This is a genomic window from Diaphorobacter nitroreducens (assembly GCF_002214645.1).
GTDB lineage: Bacteria > Pseudomonadota > Gammaproteobacteria > Burkholderiales > Burkholderiaceae_C > Diaphorobacter > Diaphorobacter nitroreducens.
In genome coordinates this window covers 950,573-968,030 of sequence record NZ_CP016278.1, presented here as the reverse complement: position 1 = coordinate 968,030, position 17,458 = coordinate 950,573, and the positions used below count along the sequence as shown (strand labels likewise).

At 62.9% G+C, this 17,458-nt stretch carries 17 protein-coding genes and 1 pseudogene; 5 read left to right on the top strand and 13 right to left on the bottom strand.

Annotated elements, in window-relative coordinates; all coding sequences use genetic code 11:
- Positions 1-35: 35 nt before the first annotated feature.
- The 3 genes from BA022_RS04550 to BA022_RS04540 all read right to left on the bottom strand — a co-directional run bounded on the left by BA022_RS04550 (position 36) and on the right by BA022_RS04540 (position 3,260).
- The gene (locus BA022_RS04550) at positions 36-248 is read right to left on the bottom strand and encodes a hypothetical protein (protein ID WP_088886675.1); all 213 of its coding nucleotides are present in this window, start codon (positions 246-248) and stop codon (positions 36-38) included.
- A gap of 55 nt (positions 249-303) precedes the next feature.
- Positions 304-2,358 (bottom strand): ParB/RepB/Spo0J family partition protein, encoded by a 2,055-nt coding sequence (locus tag BA022_RS04545; RefSeq protein ID WP_088886674.1) that lies wholly within the window; start codon positions 2,356-2,358, stop codon positions 304-306.
- A 74-nt stretch (positions 2,359-2,432) separates the two neighbouring features.
- Entirely contained in the window at positions 2,433-3,260 is an 828-nt protein-coding gene (locus BA022_RS04540) for a DUF932 domain-containing protein (protein WP_088886673.1), read from the bottom strand.
- A 598-nt stretch (positions 3,261-3,858) separates the two neighbouring features.
- Between BA022_RS04540 and BA022_RS04535 the strand changes: the two genes are divergently transcribed.
- Positions 3,859-4,071 carry a ParD-like family protein gene (locus BA022_RS04535; protein WP_088886672.1) on the top strand — a complete coding sequence of 71 codons (213 nt, stop codon included), beginning with the start codon at positions 3,859-3,861 and terminating at the stop codon, positions 4,069-4,071.
- The gene (gene map / locus BA022_RS04530) at positions 4,068-4,832 is read left to right on the top strand and encodes a type I methionyl aminopeptidase (RefSeq protein WP_088886671.1); all 765 of its coding nucleotides are present in this window, start codon (positions 4,068-4,070) and stop codon (positions 4,830-4,832) included. The genes BA022_RS04535 and map overlap by 4 nt, the downstream gene beginning before the upstream one ends.
- 46 nt (positions 4,833-4,878) lie before the next feature.
- On the opposite strand, the gene BA022_RS04525 is transcribed toward map, so the two are convergent.
- Positions 4,879-5,229, bottom strand: a complete 351-nt coding sequence (locus BA022_RS04525) for a DUF2958 domain-containing protein (protein ID WP_088886670.1) — start codon at positions 5,227-5,229, stop codon at positions 4,879-4,881.
- A 440-nt stretch (positions 5,230-5,669) separates the two neighbouring features.
- Here BA022_RS04525 and BA022_RS04520 point away from each other — a divergent pair, with 440 nt between their 5' ends.
- Both BA022_RS04520 and BA022_RS19285 read left to right on the top strand, forming a co-directional pair.
- Positions 5,670-6,047, top strand: a complete 378-nt coding sequence (locus BA022_RS04520) for a helix-turn-helix transcriptional regulator (protein WP_088888510.1) — start codon at positions 5,670-5,672, stop codon at positions 6,045-6,047.
- Entirely contained in the window at positions 6,044-6,220 is a 177-nt protein-coding gene (locus tag BA022_RS19285; RefSeq protein ID WP_187306014.1) for a hypothetical protein, read from the top strand. Before BA022_RS04520 ends, BA022_RS19285 begins: the two co-directional genes overlap by 4 nt.
- 624 nt (positions 6,221-6,844) lie before the next feature.
- On the opposite strand, the gene BA022_RS04515 is transcribed toward BA022_RS19285, so the two are convergent.
- From BA022_RS04515 to BA022_RS04495, 5 genes and pseudogenes are all read right to left on the bottom strand, one after another.
- Complete coding sequence (locus BA022_RS04515) at positions 6,845-8,080, bottom strand: aspartate aminotransferase family protein (RefSeq protein WP_088886669.1); 1,236 nt, start codon at positions 8,078-8,080, stop codon at positions 6,845-6,847.
- Positions 8,081-8,090: 10 nt separating this feature from the next.
- On the bottom strand, positions 8,091-8,993 hold the full coding sequence (gene pdxK, locus BA022_RS04510) for a pyridoxine/pyridoxal/pyridoxamine kinase (protein WP_088886668.1): 903 nt from the start codon (positions 8,991-8,993) through the stop codon (positions 8,091-8,093).
- Positions 8,975-9,694 (bottom strand): glutamine amidotransferase, encoded by a 720-nt coding sequence (locus BA022_RS04505; RefSeq protein ID WP_088886667.1) that lies wholly within the window; start codon positions 9,692-9,694, stop codon positions 8,975-8,977. Before BA022_RS04505 ends, pdxK begins: the two co-directional genes overlap by 19 nt.
- Positions 9,691-10,496: pseudogene (locus tag BA022_RS04500) on the bottom strand (YggS family pyridoxal phosphate-dependent enzyme). Before BA022_RS04500 ends, BA022_RS04505 begins: the two are co-directional and overlap by 4 nt.
- Before the next feature lie 15 nt (positions 10,497-10,511).
- Positions 10,512-11,762, bottom strand: a complete 1,251-nt coding sequence (locus tag BA022_RS04495) for a benzoate/H(+) symporter BenE family transporter (protein WP_088886666.1) — start codon at positions 11,760-11,762, stop codon at positions 10,512-10,514.
- 112 nt (positions 11,763-11,874) lie between these two features.
- On the opposite strand from BA022_RS04495, the gene pdxR reads away from it, so the two are divergent.
- Positions 11,875-13,365, top strand: coding sequence for a MocR-like pyridoxine biosynthesis transcription factor PdxR (gene pdxR / locus BA022_RS04490; RefSeq protein WP_088886665.1), 1,491 nt, complete (start codon positions 11,875-11,877; stop codon positions 13,363-13,365).
- 542 nt (positions 13,366-13,907) lie between these two features.
- Here the strand turns inward: pdxR and BA022_RS19045 are convergent.
- From BA022_RS19045 to BA022_RS04465, 4 genes are read right to left on the bottom strand one after another with little or no spacing between them, the layout of a single operon-like run.
- Positions 13,908-14,501 (bottom strand): Crp/Fnr family transcriptional regulator, encoded by a 594-nt coding sequence (locus BA022_RS19045; RefSeq protein ID WP_148665122.1) that lies wholly within the window; start codon positions 14,499-14,501, stop codon positions 13,908-13,910.
- Entirely contained in the window at positions 14,488-14,643 is a 156-nt protein-coding gene (gene cydX, locus BA022_RS04475) for a cytochrome bd-I oxidase subunit CydX (RefSeq protein ID WP_088886662.1), read from the bottom strand. Before cydX ends, BA022_RS19045 begins: the two co-directional genes overlap by 14 nt.
- A gap of 27 nt (positions 14,644-14,670) precedes the next feature.
- Complete coding sequence (cydB, locus tag BA022_RS04470) at positions 14,671-15,825, bottom strand: cytochrome d ubiquinol oxidase subunit II (protein WP_088886661.1); 1,155 nt, start codon at positions 15,823-15,825, stop codon at positions 14,671-14,673.
- Positions 15,822-17,447 (bottom strand): cytochrome ubiquinol oxidase subunit I, encoded by a 1,626-nt coding sequence (locus BA022_RS04465; RefSeq protein ID WP_088886660.1) that lies wholly within the window; start codon positions 17,445-17,447, stop codon positions 15,822-15,824. Before BA022_RS04465 ends, cydB begins: the two co-directional genes overlap by 4 nt.
- Positions 17,448-17,458 lie beyond the last annotated feature (11 nt).

Below are 17,458 nucleotides of genomic sequence, written 5' to 3'. Positions count from 1 at the left end.
AGGGCGGAACGGCCTGGGCGCGGTGCTGACGATGGCTATTCCTTCGTCTCGATGATCCACCACACGGCGCGCGCCAAGGCGCGGCCCGTGATGGGGTGAATGTCGGTGAGGTCGGCGCGGACCGTCCAGCCCCAAGGCGGACGGTAGCCGCGCACGTCGCCATCGCCATGCCAGCGGCGGGCGCGCACCGTGCCGGGGGCGTAGATCGCCGCCATGCGCGGGCGGCTGGTGGTGTTGATGGTGGGCATGGTTCGGCTCCCTGCGGCAAAGCGCCTCGGCCGGGGCGCTTGCCTTCGGCATGGGTCAAGCGGCCAATGCCTCGGCGGGTTCATCCGCCACAGTGGCGACTTCTTCCACACCGTCCTGCTCCGCATCCTGCGGGCATTCCTGGGGCGCCTCTGCCGTCTTGAAGATGGCAGGCATCCAGCCCGTGCGGTTCACCAGCCGCTCGGCCTCGCTGGCAATGTAGGCCTTCTTGAGCTTCGCCAGCCGGTGGACGCTCTCGGGCGCGAACTTGCCCACGGCTTGCAAAACCGCCGCCTTCGGAACGTGCTTGAAGTAGCCTTCCGCTGTGGGTTGCCACCATGCTGCCATGTCGAGGCCCACGGCCTGCGCCAGTTCCGCGCCGGGCTGGTGCACCGTGGCGCGAGACGTCACCACGTCCACCGTGGAAGCCACGCAGACGGCCAGCAGCTTGACCAGTTCGCCTTGCTCCATCGCCAGCAGCTCGGCGAACAGTGCGGCGCTGTCCTCGGGCAGCTTGCAGCCCCAGGTTTCTTGGAGTTCGCGCAGCGCCACGCCGGCGGGCGATTCCGGCCAGTCCGGGGCTATGCCTTCCAACCGGTCTTGCACCGTGAGGCGCACGCCCAGCGGCAGATCATGGCCGTAGTAGCGGCCTTGCAAGGCGGTCTGCACCATGCCATGCACCAGTGCGGCCAGCGCGACGTGCGGATGCCGGGCCACTTCGATTTGCAGCGCGGCGGTGCGATGGGCGCTCAGGCGCTGGGCCAGCCGGTCGGAGATCGCTGCGGCCTTGGGCGCTTCGTCGTTCTCGCCGTCGCCGTCCTCGGCTTCGCCCTCCACACTGCCGAAGCCTTGCCGCAGCTTCTCCAGCGTGCGCAGCGCCTTGGCCTCGGCCTCGCGCAGCAGCCCGCGATGAATCACGGCCTCGCCGTTGCGGTCAATGGTGACGATGGCCCCAGCTGCGGCCTTCACGTTCGCGGCATATCCCTGCAAGCCATCCTCCAGCGCCTGCAACTGCTCGCTCAGCCGTTCGCCTTCCTCTTGCAGCGCGTCGGCCTTGTCCTCGTCCTCGGCGTCCGTCGCGGCATCAATGGCTTCGGCTACCTCCTGCATCTTGGCTTGCAGCTTCTCGATGCGCTGCGCTTCGCGCTTGTTGGGTTCGCGCCGCTCTCTCGGAGCACGCTGGAAGGCGTGCAGGTCGGCGTGGGTCACGCCCGGCGTGGCATCGGCCCAAGCCCAGCCTTCGGCCTTCACTTCGGCGGCGATGCCTGCCAGCTTGTCTTGCGCCAGCCGTTCCAGCAGCGCGGCGTCTGTCAGGTACACGCCCGCATCGCCTTCCGCGAACAGGTCGTGGCGGATGCCGCCGCCTGCCTGCTCGTAGGCATCCAGCCCGACGAAGCGCACCAGCGGGTGCCGGTAGGCGTCAATCTCGCGCTCGGTGAGGCGTTCGCGGAGCGCGGACGGTTGGCGCTGCCACTGCGGGGCTTCGTAGAACGCGGCTTCCTGCGCGGCGTGGTCGTCGGTGATGGACAGCGCCATCAACTGGTCAAGGCTCACGGCGTCGGCCCGGTAGTCGCCCATCAGGCGCGGCGACACGTTCGCCAGCTTCAAGCGCCGCTGCACCACCAGCGGCGTGACGCTGAAATCCGCCGCAATGTCCTCAATGGGGCGGCCTTCAGCCACCAATGCTGCGAAGGCCTCGAACTGGTCGGCCGGGTGCATGGCTTCGCGCTGCACGTTCTCGGTGAGGCTCGCCGTGCGGGCCGTGCCATCGGCCACCTGCAGGCAAGGCACGTCCCAATCCTTGGCGATGCGGTGCTTTTTCGCCAGCAACTTCAACGCAGCCAGCCTGCGGCCCCCGGCCACCACCTCGTAATGCTCGCCATTGGCGGCGGGAATCACGATCAGGTTTTGCAGCAGGCCCACGCGCTGAATGCTCGCGGCCAGTTCGGGAATGGACATGCGCGGGACGGTCTTGCGCACGTTGCGGCCCGTGGGGCGCAGCACCAACCGCGACAGCGGAACCAAAATCATGTGCTTGCTCGGGTCGGCAGCTTGCAGCACGTTGGCTCGGGTGTCGAGGGCTTGGGGTTCGGTGGTGGTAACGGCGTTCATGGTGAATCTCCAATCGAATGAAACAAGGGAATGGAGGGGAACCGCCCCTCCGGCGGGGAAAACGTCAGAGGGGGTCACGCCTTGAGGGCGCGCATACCATCAGCCAGCAGCCACAGGGCGCGGTTCAGGCGAATGTCCGAATCAATGCCCTGCACGGGCCGGGTCTGCTGCCTGCGGCCATTGGCGGCGCGGCCAGCCAATCCGCCCTTGGTCAGGTTCTCCTGCGTGCGGTTGAACACGCTCCACAGGTCGGGGCGGCGGTCGTCGAACCGGCGCGGCATCAGGATTTGCGATTCCGTGATGGGTGCGGGCTTGTCCGGGTCGTCGTACTTGAGGGACAGCGCGGCGCGGGCGAACACTTCGGATTCGCCATCGTCCAAGGTAACGGCGCGCATGGCATCGCGGGAGTCGCGCACGCGGTCAAAGCCGCTCAGCACCTGATACGCGCCCTCGATCACCAGCCCGGCCACATCGCCTTTGTGGGGCACGCGCACATCGGCCACGGTGTCGCCACACACAAGGCCATTGCTGCAAACGAATCTGAACTGCCCCGCCAGCATCTGATAGCTGCTGGTGCCGTCATGCGAGTTCAGCAGCACGATTTCGTTAGCTTCCGCGCCGTTGATCTGGCTGGCATGGCGCAGGCGCAGCAGGTGTTTCGTGTGCTCGCGCTTGCCTTCATCGCGCACGCGGGTCTGGCACACCATGAAGGGTTGAAACCCCTCCTTGCGAAGCTCGGTCAACACGGCAGCCGTGGGGATGTAGCTGTACCGCTCGGAACGGCTCGCATGCGGGGCATCCGCGAAGATGGACGGCGCCACGCGCAAGATTTGGTCATCGGACAGCGGGGAATCGCTGCGCAACGACGGGGACCGGGAAGCGAAACGGGATGCGAGTTGCATGGTCTTTCTCCTGAACAAAAAGGCTGTTGAAGAAAACCGCACACCGGATTCCAAGATTCGGAGCCCAGCCTTTCGGCTGTTCGGTGCGGTCGGCACGAGGAACCCGGTTGGCCCTGTTGCCACCGTCTTTCCTGAGTTCATCGCCCGCGGCCAAAGGAGCGCGCGGCCGGGGGCCGTCAAGGAAACAAGCGCAGGGTGGGTGCGGCCCGCAGGCGCAGCCGAGGACACGGCCCTGCGCGCCTTGGCGGCACCCGGCCGCGGGCTACGGTCGCGGACAAGGTGATGAGTCAGGAAAGACGGCTGGACATGGCAACGGCCGCCTCTGTGTGCCGGACTGCACGGCAAGCGCAAGCGCGCAGGCACGAAGCTGGAAGCCGGGCCGTAGGCGTCAGCCGCGCGGAACGAGGGAACGATGGAAGCCCGTCAGGGGAGAGACGCCGCAGGGGCTCGATGCGCAGCACGACAGCGCGGCCGGTCATGTTTCTCGGCCGGCAACGCCCGGACATCCATGCTCCGTCTTTGGTCACGTCAGCAGTTCACTTGCGCCTTAGCTCGATAGACCATATGATTTGTATATGTTTCATATAGATCAAAGCACATGGGTATCGTGAACATCGACGACGATCTGCACGACCAATTGCGCAAGGCAAGCGCAGTGTCGTGCCGGTCGATCAACGCCCAGGCAGCGTTCTGGATCAGGATCGGCATGCTGTGCGAAATGCATCCGACACAAAGCTTCAACGAGATCGTTGCTCGCGAACTGCGGGCGGCAGGCGTAGTCGCTCAGCCTGTCAAGATAGGAGCGACATGACCAAGCGCCCCGAGGAAATCGCGCTGCTGGCAGAGTCGGGCCGGCTATTGGCGCAGGTGTTCGACCGTCTTGATCGATTGAACCTGATCGGCATGTCCACGATGCAGGTCAACGATCTGGTCGACGGCCTCATCGTCCACGTGCTCAACGCGCGCCCGGCCAGCAAGGGGCAATATGGCTACGCCTACGCACTCAACGCTTCGCGCAACCACGTGGTCTGCCACGGCATCCCGTCCACGGCGGAAATCCTGCAGGACGGAGACATCGTGAATTTCGATATCACGCTGGAGAAGAACGGGTACATCGCCGATTCCAGCAAGACCTATCTCGTGGGCGAGGTAGCGCCACCGGCCAGGCGGCTCGTGCAGACGGCCTACGAGGCGATGTGGAAAGGCATCCGGACCGTCCGGCCAGGCGCCACGCTCGGCGACGTGGGCCATGCCATCGAGCGGCATGCCCGCCGCAATGGCTATTCGGTGGTCAGGGAGTATTGCGGCCACGGCATCGGCCGCGAGATGCACGAGGAGCCCCAGGTGCTGCACTGGGGCCGCCCGCGCACCGGGCTGGTGCTGCGCGAGGGCATGGTGTTCACCATTGAACCGATGGTGAACCAGGGGCGGCACGCCGTGCGCACCGAAGACGACGGCTGGACCGTCGTCACGCGCGATGGGCAACTGTCCGCGCAGTTCGAGCACACCGTGGCAGTCACCCAAAGTGGTGTGAGCGTTCTGACGTTGCGCCCCGGCGAAAATCCACATTGAGCCAGCAGCCAAGCTTGAGGCGCCTTGCGGCGCCCCAATGATCAGGTCAGACAGCAATCCGCCCGGCCGGCCGCGCATCCTGCGCATAGGCGCTCAGCCGCTTCTCGGCACGGAAGTGCAGATCACGTTCGACCGGCAACCCCAGCCGCCCGCGAACCGCTTCAAGTTCCTGCAGACTGACCCAGCCCAGCTCGGGTATCCCCAGGCCGAGATCGCACAGCCCAAAGGCGTGGTCGTGGTCATCAGGGTCGATCTCGGTCAGCAGCCAGGTTGCGCCGGCATCCGGCGTGAACAGCTTGACCACGGGCGCCGGATCGAAGTCCGGGTTCACCAAGGATTCGCGGCCGTTGGCCAGCAGCACGACGCGTTGCTCGTCGGTGATGAGTGCGTTGTTCATGGTGAACTCCTGAAAGGTTGCCGGGCGGAATTGCCCGACCCTTGCAGGGCACGGCGCAGCACAAGCAGTCAGGGGTCCACGACGGACGCCAGGACGCAAGCGCCATCGGCGCGTAGCCCTTGACGGCGAGCACGCCGTGGCAGCATGAAGGGAACAGCAAGACCGCCCACACCTCGCCCACTCCACACACTTGGTTCCTGCGGCAAGCGCAGCGCGCAGGCCCGAATGGGCCGGAGGCGTCAGGGATGGAAGCCCGACAGGGGCGAGACGTCGCAGGCGGCGCGATGCGAAAGCACGACAGCTCGGCGGCGGCATGCCGAGACGCCGGGGGCAGTCCGCAGTGCAGATGCGTTGATGCGCGCATGGGGTTCGCCCTCCTACGCCGCAGCAAGTTGTCCCGATTGACAGTGAACGTCACCATGTTCCCATGCAGCACGTTCATGGAGTCCGAGGTGGAGCAGTCAAGACAAACATCCAACGCAGACAGCACCGACACAGGCCAATCACTTCCTCAACCAGGAACGGAGGCTTACGCGGCACTTCCGCAGTTACTCAGCTGTAGCCCCCTTCCCTTCCGGCGTACCATCCGCCGCGGCGAACTGCGACAGATCGTCCCCCTGGCAGAGACAACAATCTATGAGATGGAACAGCGCGGCGAATTTCCCAGGCGCTTCCGCCTCACGGCCCGCTGCGTCGTCTGGGATCTGGAAGAGGTCGAGGCCTGGATCGAGGAACGCAAGCAGGCCTCGCGCGCTGCAAAGTCCGCTGCGCCCGCCGCCCCCGATGTCAGGCTGCGCCGGTACCGGCCGATCCGATGAACGACCGCGACACGGCGCAGCCCACATCAGGGCAGCCCGGCATCCGTCCGGACCAGCGATGTGCCCGGCAGAATCTGCACCATCTGGGCGACGGCCCGTGCCACGGCCGTATCGCGATCCGGCTCGCCAATGCCAAAGGTTCAGAAATAATGCAAAAAACTCACTTTAAGTGATCTTTCTTCTATAAAAGCGAACCTTTGATGCCCTATTCATACCGAGTCTCAGTACATTCATCGCACCGCCCTCCCATCCAGGGCCACGCTAAGCATGGGAACCAGTCATTCTGCGGCTACCCCACGGGAGCACGGGGCGCCCCGCACACCGCCTGGGCCGCATGATCCTGCTGCAACTGAGCGCACTGGTGCCGCACGCCGGATCCGCCTTCTCTGGCGCTCTGATGAACCACCTCTCCTGCCAACCGCTGGCGCGCCGACTGACCTGGTGGCTGATCGCCTGCATGGCGCTGGCCAGTTGCGCACTCGGCCCTGACCGCCACGCTGGTGCTGGCGCGGTGCCAGTGGCGCAGAGATGGTGGAGGTGTGCACCAACCAGGGCATGCGCTGGTAGTCCGGGAACCACCACGTGCGACATGGCAACCCATGCGGAAGCGACTGCAGACGTCAGCGGCAGCAAGCTACTCTTGGCCACGCGATGAATAACAGGCGGGGCTGGCGCAATAGCGTTCGTAGGCTAGCCACCGCTTCTCGGCCGCCCGAGCCAGAGTCTCACTGAAGCAGCTCCCGCCGAATCTCCTAAAAAAACGTCCGATCCGATGCTCTGCCTCTCTGGCGATTGCGTCATGGCGTCGCTTCCACCGGGAGGCTCTCGCCATGCGCCGCCACATCGCTGCCCGCCATTTCCCGGAACAGCAGGCGGCTGACGCGCGTCACGATCTCGTCGATCTGGCTTTCGCTGCACACCAGTGGCGGCAGCAGACGGACAGTACGCTCGCGGGTCACGGTGATCAATAAGCGCTGCTCTGCCAGCGCCCGACCAACCAGTTCCTGGCAGTTCCTATCCAGTTCGATCCCGGCCATCAGACCCGCGCCTCGGACAGCCCGTACGTTCGGATGGCCGTGCAAGGCATTTTGCAAGCCAGCCAGTAGGCGATCTCCCAGCACGGCGGCCCGATGAGGGAGGCGCTCCCTCTCCATGACATCAAGGACGGCGCAGGCCACGCGGCAGGCTAACGGGTTGCCGCCGAAGGTGGAGCCATGCTGCCCCGGCGAGAACAGGTCGGCTGCGGCGCCGCGCGCCAGGCAAGCGCCGATGGGGAATCCGTTGCCCAGCGCTTTGGCCAGGGTCATGACGTCAGGTGTGATGCCTGCGTGCTGGTGGCCAAACCAGGCTCCCGTGCGGCCAAGGCCCGCCTGAATCTCATCGAGCATCAACAGCCATCCATGCTGATCGCACAACGAGCGCAATGCCTGCATGTACCCGGGGCTGGCGGCCCGGATACCCCCTTCGCCCTGAACTGGCTCAATCAGCACGGCCACGATGCCGTGCAACTCCTGCGCGGCATGCCGCACCGCCTCAATGTCATCGAACGCAACCCGCACGAAGCCGGGCGTCAGCGGCCCAAAGCCATGCTGGCCGGCTGCACTGTCGGTAGCGGCGAGCGTAGCGAGCGTGCGGCCATGAAAGGCGTTCTCCATTACCAGAATCTGCGGCTGCGCGATCTGTTTGCGGTGGCCGTGCAGCCGGGCGAGCTTGATGGCGGTTTCATTGGCCTCAGCGCCCGAGTTGCAGAAGAAGACCCGCTCCATGTTGCACAGTTTGCAGAGGCGCTCGCCCAGCCGTTCCTGCCAGTCAATGCGGAAGACGTTGGAGGTATGCATCAGTGTCTCGGCCTGTTCCGCGATGGCGGCCGTGATCGCGGGATGGGCGTGGCCCAGGCTGGTGACGGCGACACCGGCAATGGCATCCAGATACTCCACCCCTTGTTCATCCCATAGACGCGCACCACTGCCGCGCACAAAAGAAATGGGTTGGCGCGAGTAGGCCCGCATCAAATGGGAGCGTGCAGAGTGCATGGCAATATCCTCAATGCTTGATTTGATAAGTGAACTGGCGTGTCCGCTGATGCGCTAACAGACCGTGCTGATTGGCGTGACCGCCAGTTGGTGGGAGCAGCAATTCAGCGCAATTAGCCTGTTGGGTGCTGAGCAACGCGCTGACAACCTGGCGGCATGCCAGGGCAGTAGCTTCCGGCAGAGAAATGCCATTGAGCCAATGCCCAGCCAGGGTGGCGCAGAACAGATCGCCGGTGCCCTTGGGCGCGACATTGATGCGCGGATGCGTGATGACCTCGACCTGCGTGCGGGTGACAAACACCACCTGCATTTCGTCGTGGGACCAAGTGTCGGGAGCAGCGCTTGTCACAGCGACCCACCGGGTACGTCCTGTCAGTAAGGTACGCGCAGCGGCGACCACGCTTTCCGTGTCATTGACTGCCAGGCCGGTCAGTTGCGCCAGCTCGAAGCCGTTCGGTGTCAGCCCATCGGCCAGTGGTAGCAAGCTCCTGCGATAGGCATCAACCAGCCGGGCATCCACATAGATGCCGTGGTCGTGATCGCCCAACACCGGGTCGATCACGATGCGCAGATGGGTGTCCTCCTTCAACAACTGCCCTATCCAGCGCGCCAAGGCATCGGCTTGTACCGGATCGCCGAGATAGCCGACCAGGAGGACGCGCAGCGCACGCGTGGCCCCACGTGCCGTCAGATCCTTCAAGTAGCCTTCGAACCACTCGACGGGCACGACGCCACCGTGCATCGTCGGGTAATGCGGGGTATTGCTGAACACCACGGTAGGCACTGCAGCCACCGACAGGCCGAGGCCTTCGAGTGTGGGAACGGCGACGTTATTGCCCACACGGCCATAGACCACCTGAGATTGGACGGACACCACATCGACGGAGAGTGGATTCACGGCTGTTCTCCGCATGGATCAGCCTCAAAGCCATCAAGCCAGCGATTGAACACCTCCGAAGCCGCTTGGGACAATCGCGCCTGCAGCGCCTGTGCCTCGGCGCGCAGGTCGTGCGGGTCCACGCCCGCCTGGGCCAATTCGCAGGCATGGCCGACCAGCCAGGACTCAATCCGGCGCGGGTCGGCCTCCAGGTGACATTGCAGCCCCAGCACATAACGGCCCACGGCAAACGCTTGATTGGCGCAGATCGCGGTTCCCCCCAGGCGCGCCGCACCAGGTGGAATATCGAAACGGTCCCCGTGCCAGTGCAGCACCGGCACGCCCTCCAGCGCTGCGAGCGGCGACGCCGCTCCTTCCGGTGTCAGCGCCAGCGGCGCAAAGCCAATCTCCTTCACACCCATGGGTATGACCTCGGCGCCCAGCGCGCGGGCGATCAGCTGCGCGCCGAGGCAGATGCCTAGCAGCGGACGCCGCGATTGCAGCCGCGCACACACCAAAGCCATCTCCTGGGTGACACAGGGATACTGCCCATCATCGTATGCACCGATGGGGCCTCCGAGCATCACCAATAAATCGGCGCCCTGGCAGTCCAGCCGGCCGACGTCGTCATGCGCGGCATCGACATAGCGCACGGTGTAACCGCGTGCCTGCAACACGGGCTCCAGCGTACCCAGGTCCTCGAAATGCACGTGACGGATGGCGATGGCGGTCTTCATGATGGTTCCTCTGCTGCGGCATCGGTAGCAGTGGGCCAGTAGTAGTGGTCTGGATGGGGCCTGGCGCCGAAGATGGCCTGACCTACACGCACCACGGTGGCGCCTTCCTCGATGGCAATCTCGAAATCCCCTGACATGCCCATGGACAGCTCATCCAGTTCGATGCCGGCAGGAGCGCTTTCCCGCAGCCTGTCGCGCAGATCGCGCAGCAGGATGAAACACTGGCGCACCCGCTCGGCTTCGGCAGAGAACAGCGCCAGCGTCATCAGCCCGCGCACGCGCAGTGCAGAAAACGCGGGTAGTTGTTCAACGAAGCTCTGCACCCCCCGGGGGCCAGGCCGTACTTGCTCACCTCCCCGGAAGTGTTGACCTGCACGAACACGTCCAGCGAGCGACCCTCGGCCTGCAGGCGGCGGTCCAGCACCTCGGCCACGCGCAGGCTGTCCAGCGCCTGGAACTCGCTGGCAAGGCGCGCCACCAGCCTGGCCTTGTTGGTTTGCAGGTGGCCGATGACGGACCATTTCAGATCGCTCAGATCCTGCATAGCCTCCCATTTGCAGTGCGCCTCCTGCACTTTGTTTTCACCGAGCAAGCGGCAGCCGGCCGCATAAGCCAGGCGCAGGCTGGATTCGGGCTTGGTCTTGCTCACGGGCAGCAGCCGAACGCTGGCCGGATCGCGGCCGGAGCGTTGGCAAGCGGCGGCGATGCGGGCCTGCACGGCAGCTATGTTGTGACGAAAGTCTTCGACAGAAATGGCCTGTGGGTAGCGTCCATGCTGGTCGTGTCTGGTTGGGGTGCCCATTGACTCCGACATGGCTTACCCCTTCCTGATCGCGGGTTCGACAGCGGAGATGCCGATCGCCTTGCCGCGCGCACGTTGCCAGGGCAGCTCGCCGTTGAGTACGGCATAGCAGAGCATGCCGATCAACAATCCCCAGAAAGCACCGCCGATGCCAAACATCATGATGTTGGATGCAGCGGCAAGAAATGTGATCAATGAAGCTTCACGTGCCTTGGCGTCAGTCATGGCGCTGGCGAGGCTTCCGCCGATGGTTCCCAGCAACGCCAGGCCGGCCAGCGTGGTGATGAACGTGGCGGGGAAAGCCATGAAAACAGTGGCCAGCGTTACCCCGAACACGCCAACCAGGATGTAGCAAACGCCTGCGGCGATGCCTGCGATCCAGCGCTTGGACGGGTCTTCGTGCGCTTCCCTGCCAGTAGCGATGGCTGCCGTAATGGCAGCAATGTTGAAGGCGTGAGAACCAAACGGTGCCATCAGCAACGATCCCAGCCCTGTAACGGTCACGATGGGATTGGCGCTGGTTTTGAAACCATCGTTGCGCAGCACCAGCATGCCCGGCATGTATTGCCCTGTCAGCGTGATCAGGAACAACGGCAGTGCAACACTGAGCATGGCGTTCAGCGAGAACTCCGGCATGGTGAAAACGGGAGCAGCCAGCTTCAACTCCAGCCCCGTCATATCGACGCGTTGCTGGATCAGCAAGAAGACCAGCCCGACCACAAGGATGCCAACGACGGCATAGCGCGCCATCACCCGCTTGAGCACCACATACGTGACGATCAGCAACCCTGCCAGCACGGGGTCCACGCTCATGCCGCCAAAGGCCTGGATACCGAAGTGCAACAGGATGCCGGCGAGCAGCCCGGCAGCCACACCGGGAGGGATCAAACGGATAACGCGCTCGAAGTAACCCGAAAGCCCAAGCACCACGAAAGCCACGGCTGAGACAATGTAGGCGCCGACCGCCTCCGCGTATGGCGTAGTCGCCAGTGCCGTCACCAAGAACGCTGCTGCCGGCGTGGACCAGGCCGTGATGATCGGCTCCCGGGTCAGCCAGCTCAGTATCAGTCCCGTCACCCCCACGCCAATAGAAATCGACCATACCCACGACGCCGTCAGCTCCGGGCTGAGCCCCGCCACCTTGGCCGCTTGAAACACCAGGATGAAAGTGCCACCATAGTTGACGATGACCGAAATAAGGCCTGCCACGATGGGATGGGTGAGGTCTCCCCAATGAACTGATGACGGCGAATGATCGGATGACATGACTCTTGTATAGCTCCCATGAAAAAAGGCGGTTGACCAGAGTTGGCATCTGATTTATATGATTTGAAAGGACTGATCCACCCATCCAATTTCAATAAGGTGTACCGACCAATTGTTCAAGCATGCCCAGCTCGAAACCGTCAAAGCCTGGATGGCAGAACCTGCCCATGGCGCTTTGTCGCTGCAGGTACGCATCCAACGCGCAGTGCGGCAACTGATCCTCGACGGTGCACTTGATGTAGGCCGTCCCCTGCCACCATCGCGCACCTTGGCCAAGTCACTGGGTGTCTCCCGCGACACAGTAGAGGCGGCATACAGCCAGTTGCATGCCGAAGGATTCATCGATCGACGCGTAGGAAGCGGCAGTTTCGTGTCTGCGCAAGTGCAGCGCCTGCCCGGTCGCGGCCTGGTGCGCCGAACTGCCACACGAAGACCACAGCTTCGTCTGAGCCAGCGGGGACATGCGATGCTGACTGGTGGTGGAGTACACGACTTTCTGGTACCTCGTGCCTTTGCACCCGGGGTACCTGAGACCCGCAACTTCCCGTTGCATACCTGGGAGCGGTTGCAACGACAGGTGTTCAAGGAGTACGGGACTCAGGCACTGCTACACAGCCCGCCTCAAGGCATGGAGCTGCTACGCCGGGCCATTGCTGATTACGTCAGTCTTGAGCGGGGCACGCGCGCCACTCCCGATCGCGTGCTAGTCCTTACCAGTTCTCAGCAGGCGCTGACCTTGTGCGCCAATGTGCTGCTCGATGCTGGCGAGAGCATCTTTATCGAGGACCCCGTCTACCACGGCGCACGCAAGGCGTTCGATGCAGCCGGCCTCACATGCGTCCCCGTACCTGTGGATGGCGAAGGTATGCAGGTCGAGCGGCTGCATGCAGAGCAGACCGCCAGAGCTGTTTTCCTGACCCCCTCGCATCAGTTTCCCACGGGTACAACGCTTGCGCTGGATCGACGCTTAGCCGTCATCGAGTGGGCGCAGCGAGAGAAAGCCTGGATCATTGAAGACGATTACGACAGCGAGTTTCACTACGCGGGCAAACCCACGGCGTGTGTGCAAGGGCTGGACCCTCATGAGCGCACGATATATATCGGCACATTCACAAAGTCTCTGTTTCCCGGCTTGCGCATCGGCTACATGGTTCTGCCGCCTCACCTTGTACAGCCAATGACGGTGGCCCGCACTCTGCTGGATGGACACAGCGCACCGATTCCCCAACTGACGCTGGCTCGCTTCATTGAGGGAGGGCATTTCGGGGCTCATGTGCGAACCATGCGCACTGTCTATGCCCAGCGGCGAAACGCCTTAGCAGGGCTGATTCAAAAATACTTATCCGGTTACCTGGAGCCACGGGTGCCGACCGGGGGCATGCAGATGCCCTGTCTTCTCACCAAAGACATATCGGAAGCGGAGGCCGTAGCGTCCGCGTGCAGAGCAGGCATCGACCTGCTGGGGCTGACAACCTTGTATGCCTCCTGTAAACATGAGGCTGGATTTCTGATGGGTTTTGCCGCTCACACTCCAGGGGAGATGGAAGTCGCAGTAAAGAAGTTGTCGAGCGTCTTGCGTGCGTTGAATCGCAAAACCACCTGAATCATTAAACCGAACCACCGTGTCTGCAGCTATCTCGTCTGGCCAATGCAATCCCTCGGATTTCTGAATCAACAAGCCTAGATGTTGGGGGAACGGTTTGACACGCTATCCGACTGGCGGGTGTGGTCAGCCGAGCGGGCGCTTGATGTCCAGGCGGCTCAGGAAGGCACTTCTGCTCCAGCGAGCCCCAACAGCAGCGCCAGCATCCAACAGTGCAACTTTCTCTTCCCCTCCGCTGCGGACGGTAACAACAATGACCGGCGCACGGGAGCATTGACGGAATTTCCGCAGAATGTCCGTTCCGTCGATGTCGGGCAGGCACAGATCCACACTCACCATTCAGCAGCGCACGGCCGCGTACTTATACAGGGGATCTGTCCTTCGATGATGCATGGCGCGTGATAGACGAACGAGACACGAAAGGCACGGTTCCGCGCCCAGCTGTTGTGGCCAGGCCGTCCTTGCAGACGGCCCATCCGGAAGCAAGCTTCTTCAGGTCTCTTTCCCGAACCATTCGTACAGTTCGACGGCGACAAGGACAGCTATCGTTGCTCACCGAGCGTTGGCGGAAACACGGTGGTCGGCCGCAACGGGGCTGGCGCGGCCGCAGCTCTTCGGCCAAGCCGTTGCGTCAGGTTGCGGCACACGCTTTCGGGGGCCGCATTGATGATATTTGCGATCTCTCGTAGCTGCGGCAGTTTTCGCTGGCGGGTCGAAAAAATGTCTTCACCAGTCGCTTTCTGCATCAAGTCCAGTAGATAGTCCAGCCGTTGCGCGATAGAACCCTCACGCAGGCGCATCATGCCGGCGGCACGCGCTTGTCCTTGTCGGAAAGCAGCAGCCAAGACCAGTACACGATGGGCCTCGTTATCCAGCTCAACGGTTTTTATTTGGCTGGGAACTACTGCGGTTGCACAGAACGCATAGGGCAGAGACAGTACCGCTTCAGCGCCAAGTAAGTCCCCAGGCAGTGCCAAATGCACCAGGCCGGTACCTGAAGGCGGATCAAGCTCCAAACGCACCATACCTTTGGCCACTTGCCAAACGGGTCCAGCTTCTCCTGCGCGAAATAATCGCTCGCCGGCCGTGAGTTCCCTTTCAGGCATGCCGATGACCGCAGGATTAAATGGAACCATGGGGCACTCCCTTGCGGTGAGATACGTCTTCCCGCATCTGCTTTTTCACAGCTGCGTCATCCATCAACTCGTACCACATCGCGTTGAGCACAGCGAACGCAGCCGCGAGCGGCAGGCCGAGAATCCAGGCGAAATACCACATCGTCGTTTCCTTTCAAAGGAGAGTTTTTCAGTAGGCGTGATCGCCATGGGTGACGTCGCGTGGACGCACCTTGCCCCACATCACGCGATACACCCAGGCGGTGTAGGCCAGGATCAGGGGAACAAAGACGACGCTGCACACCAGCATGACGAACAGCGTCAGATGGCTGGAAGACGCGTCCCACACGGTCAGAGACGAGCGCAGGTCAATCGACGACGGTACGATGAAGGGGAACATTGAAGCCCCCACGCTCAGTACGATTCCGGCCACCGACAGGCCGCTGAAGATCACCGTGATGCCTTCCCAGCGTGCGCGCAATCCAACGAGTGCCAGCAGTGCGCCGGCGAACCCCAGAGCCGGGGCCAGCATCGTCCAGGAATGGTTCCTGTAGTTGGCGAACCAGGCACCGGCCACGCCCGAAGCCACGTTCTTGAGCAGAGGGTTGGAAGGGCCATTGGGCACATGGGGGCTGATCAACTGGTAGCCGGACATGGACGACCACAGCCACACCCCGGCCAAGGCGTAGAGCACGACCGTGGCGACACTGGCGAAGCTGGCGCAGCGGCGCGACCGGTCGGCCACTGTGCCTTCGGTCTTCAAGGCAAGCCAGGCGCCACCATGCATGACCAGCATGGAGACCGACACCAGGCCAGCGAGCAGCGCGAAGGGATTGAGCAGCCCGAGGAAGCTGCCCTGGTAAACCATGCGCATGTCGCCGGTGTAGTAGAAAGGCACTCCCTGCAGCACATTGCCCAGCGCCACGCCGAAAATCAATGCGGGCACAAAGCCGCCAACGAACAGCGCCCAGTCCCAGGTGTTGCGCCATTTCGCGCTTTCCTGTTTGCTGCGGTATTTAAAGCCGACAGGTCTGAGGATGAGTGCGAACAGGGTAGCGAACATCGCCAGGTAAAAGCCAGCAAAGGACATCGCATAGACATGCGGCCAAGCGGCAAAGATGGCGCCACCTCCCAGGATCAGCCAGACTTGGTTGCCTTCCCACACAGGGCCCACGGTATTGATGACGACACGGCGCTCCACGTCGTTTCGGGCCACGAACGGCAGCAGGCTGCCCACGCCCAGGTCGAAGCCGTCGGTCACGGCAAAGCCGACGAGCAGCACGCCCAGCAGTAGCCACCAGATGACGCGCAGGACGTCGTAGTCGAGGAGTGTGTGAAGGATCATGCTGCGTCTCCGGATGTTTCGAAAGTGGCGGGTTGGAATTGACCCGCACGGACTGGTCCGATCAGTGGAGCCGCAGCTCCGTTCGATTGCGGCGTTTCCACCTCTGGTCCCTTGCGAATAGCCTTGAGCATCAGCTTCATCTCTACGACGATCAGTGCCGTGTAGATGGCCGCGAAACCTAGCAACGTAAACAGCACAGTGCCAGCGCCGAGTTCAGACACAGCCATAGCGGTGGGCAGTACGCCTTCCACGGCCCAGGGCTGGCGCCCCATTTCTGCCACGATCCATCCGCACTCGGCGGCAATCCAGGGCAACGGAATGGACCACACTGCGAGCAGCAGCAGCCGAGGGTGAGCATCCAGCCGACGCCGGGCCGACAGCCAGAAGAACGTGGCCGTAAGCGCAATGAAGAAAAGTCCCAGGCCCACCATCACACGGAACGACCAGTACAGCGGTGCCACCTGCGGCACCGTATCCCAAGCGGCCTTTGCAATTTGTGCCTCTGTGGCCTGACGCGGATCGTCTACATAGGCTTTGAGCAAAAGCGCATACCCCAACCGGTGCCCGTGCAGCTCGAATGCCAAGCGCGCCTGGGCAGGGATAGCATCGTCCGAGCGGGCGGCGCGGATTCTCTGCAAGGCGTCATAGGCCTGGATGCCTTCACGGATATGGCGTTCAGCCTGTTGCACCAGTTGGTTGATGCCGGGGATTTCCGTGTTCAGTGAACGCGTACCGATCAGGCCCATCACCCAGGGGATGTGCACCGCGTAATGCGTCTTGCGGGTCTCCTGGTCGGGAAAACCGATGACGGTGAACGAAGCTGGCGCTGGTTCAGTGTCCCACATGGCTTCGATCGCCGCCAACTTCATCTTCTGATGCTCGCTTGTCGCGTAGCCGCTCTCATCACCCAGGACCACGACCGACAGAGAAGCCGCCAGGCCGAAGGAGGCCGCAACTGTCATTGAACGCTTTGCGAGTTCAGTATGGCGACCTTTGAGCAGGTACCAAGCGGACACCCCCAGCACAAAGATGGCCGCCACGGTGTAGCCCGCTGATACCGTGTGAACGAACTTGGCCTGAGCTACCGGGTTGAACAGCACGTCGTAGAAGCTGTCCACCTCCATTCGCATCGTCTGCGGATTGAGCTTGGCGCCCACCGGGTTCTGCATCCAGCCGTTGGCGATCAGGATCCACAGCGCAGAAAAATTGGTCCCCAGCGCTACCAGCCAGGTCACGATGCAGTGCGCCACCTTGGACATGCGCTCCCAGCCAAAGAAGAACATGCCCACGAAAGTCGCTTCGAGGAAAAAAGCCATCAAGCCTTCAATGGCCAACGGAGCGCCGAAGATATCCCCCACGTAGTGGCTGTAGTAGCTCCAGTTCATGCCGAACTGAAACTCCATCACGATGCCTGTGGAAACGCCCAGCGCGAAGTTGATACCGAACAGCACGCCCCAGAATTTGGTCATCTGACGCCATACGGTGCGACCGGTCATGACGTAAACGGTTTCCATGATGGCCAGCAGCACGGCAAGCCCGATCGTGAGCGGCACGAACAGGAAATGGTAGAGAGCGGTCATCGCGAACTGCAGCCGCGATAAGCCGACGACGTCGAGATCCATGGTGAAGAGCC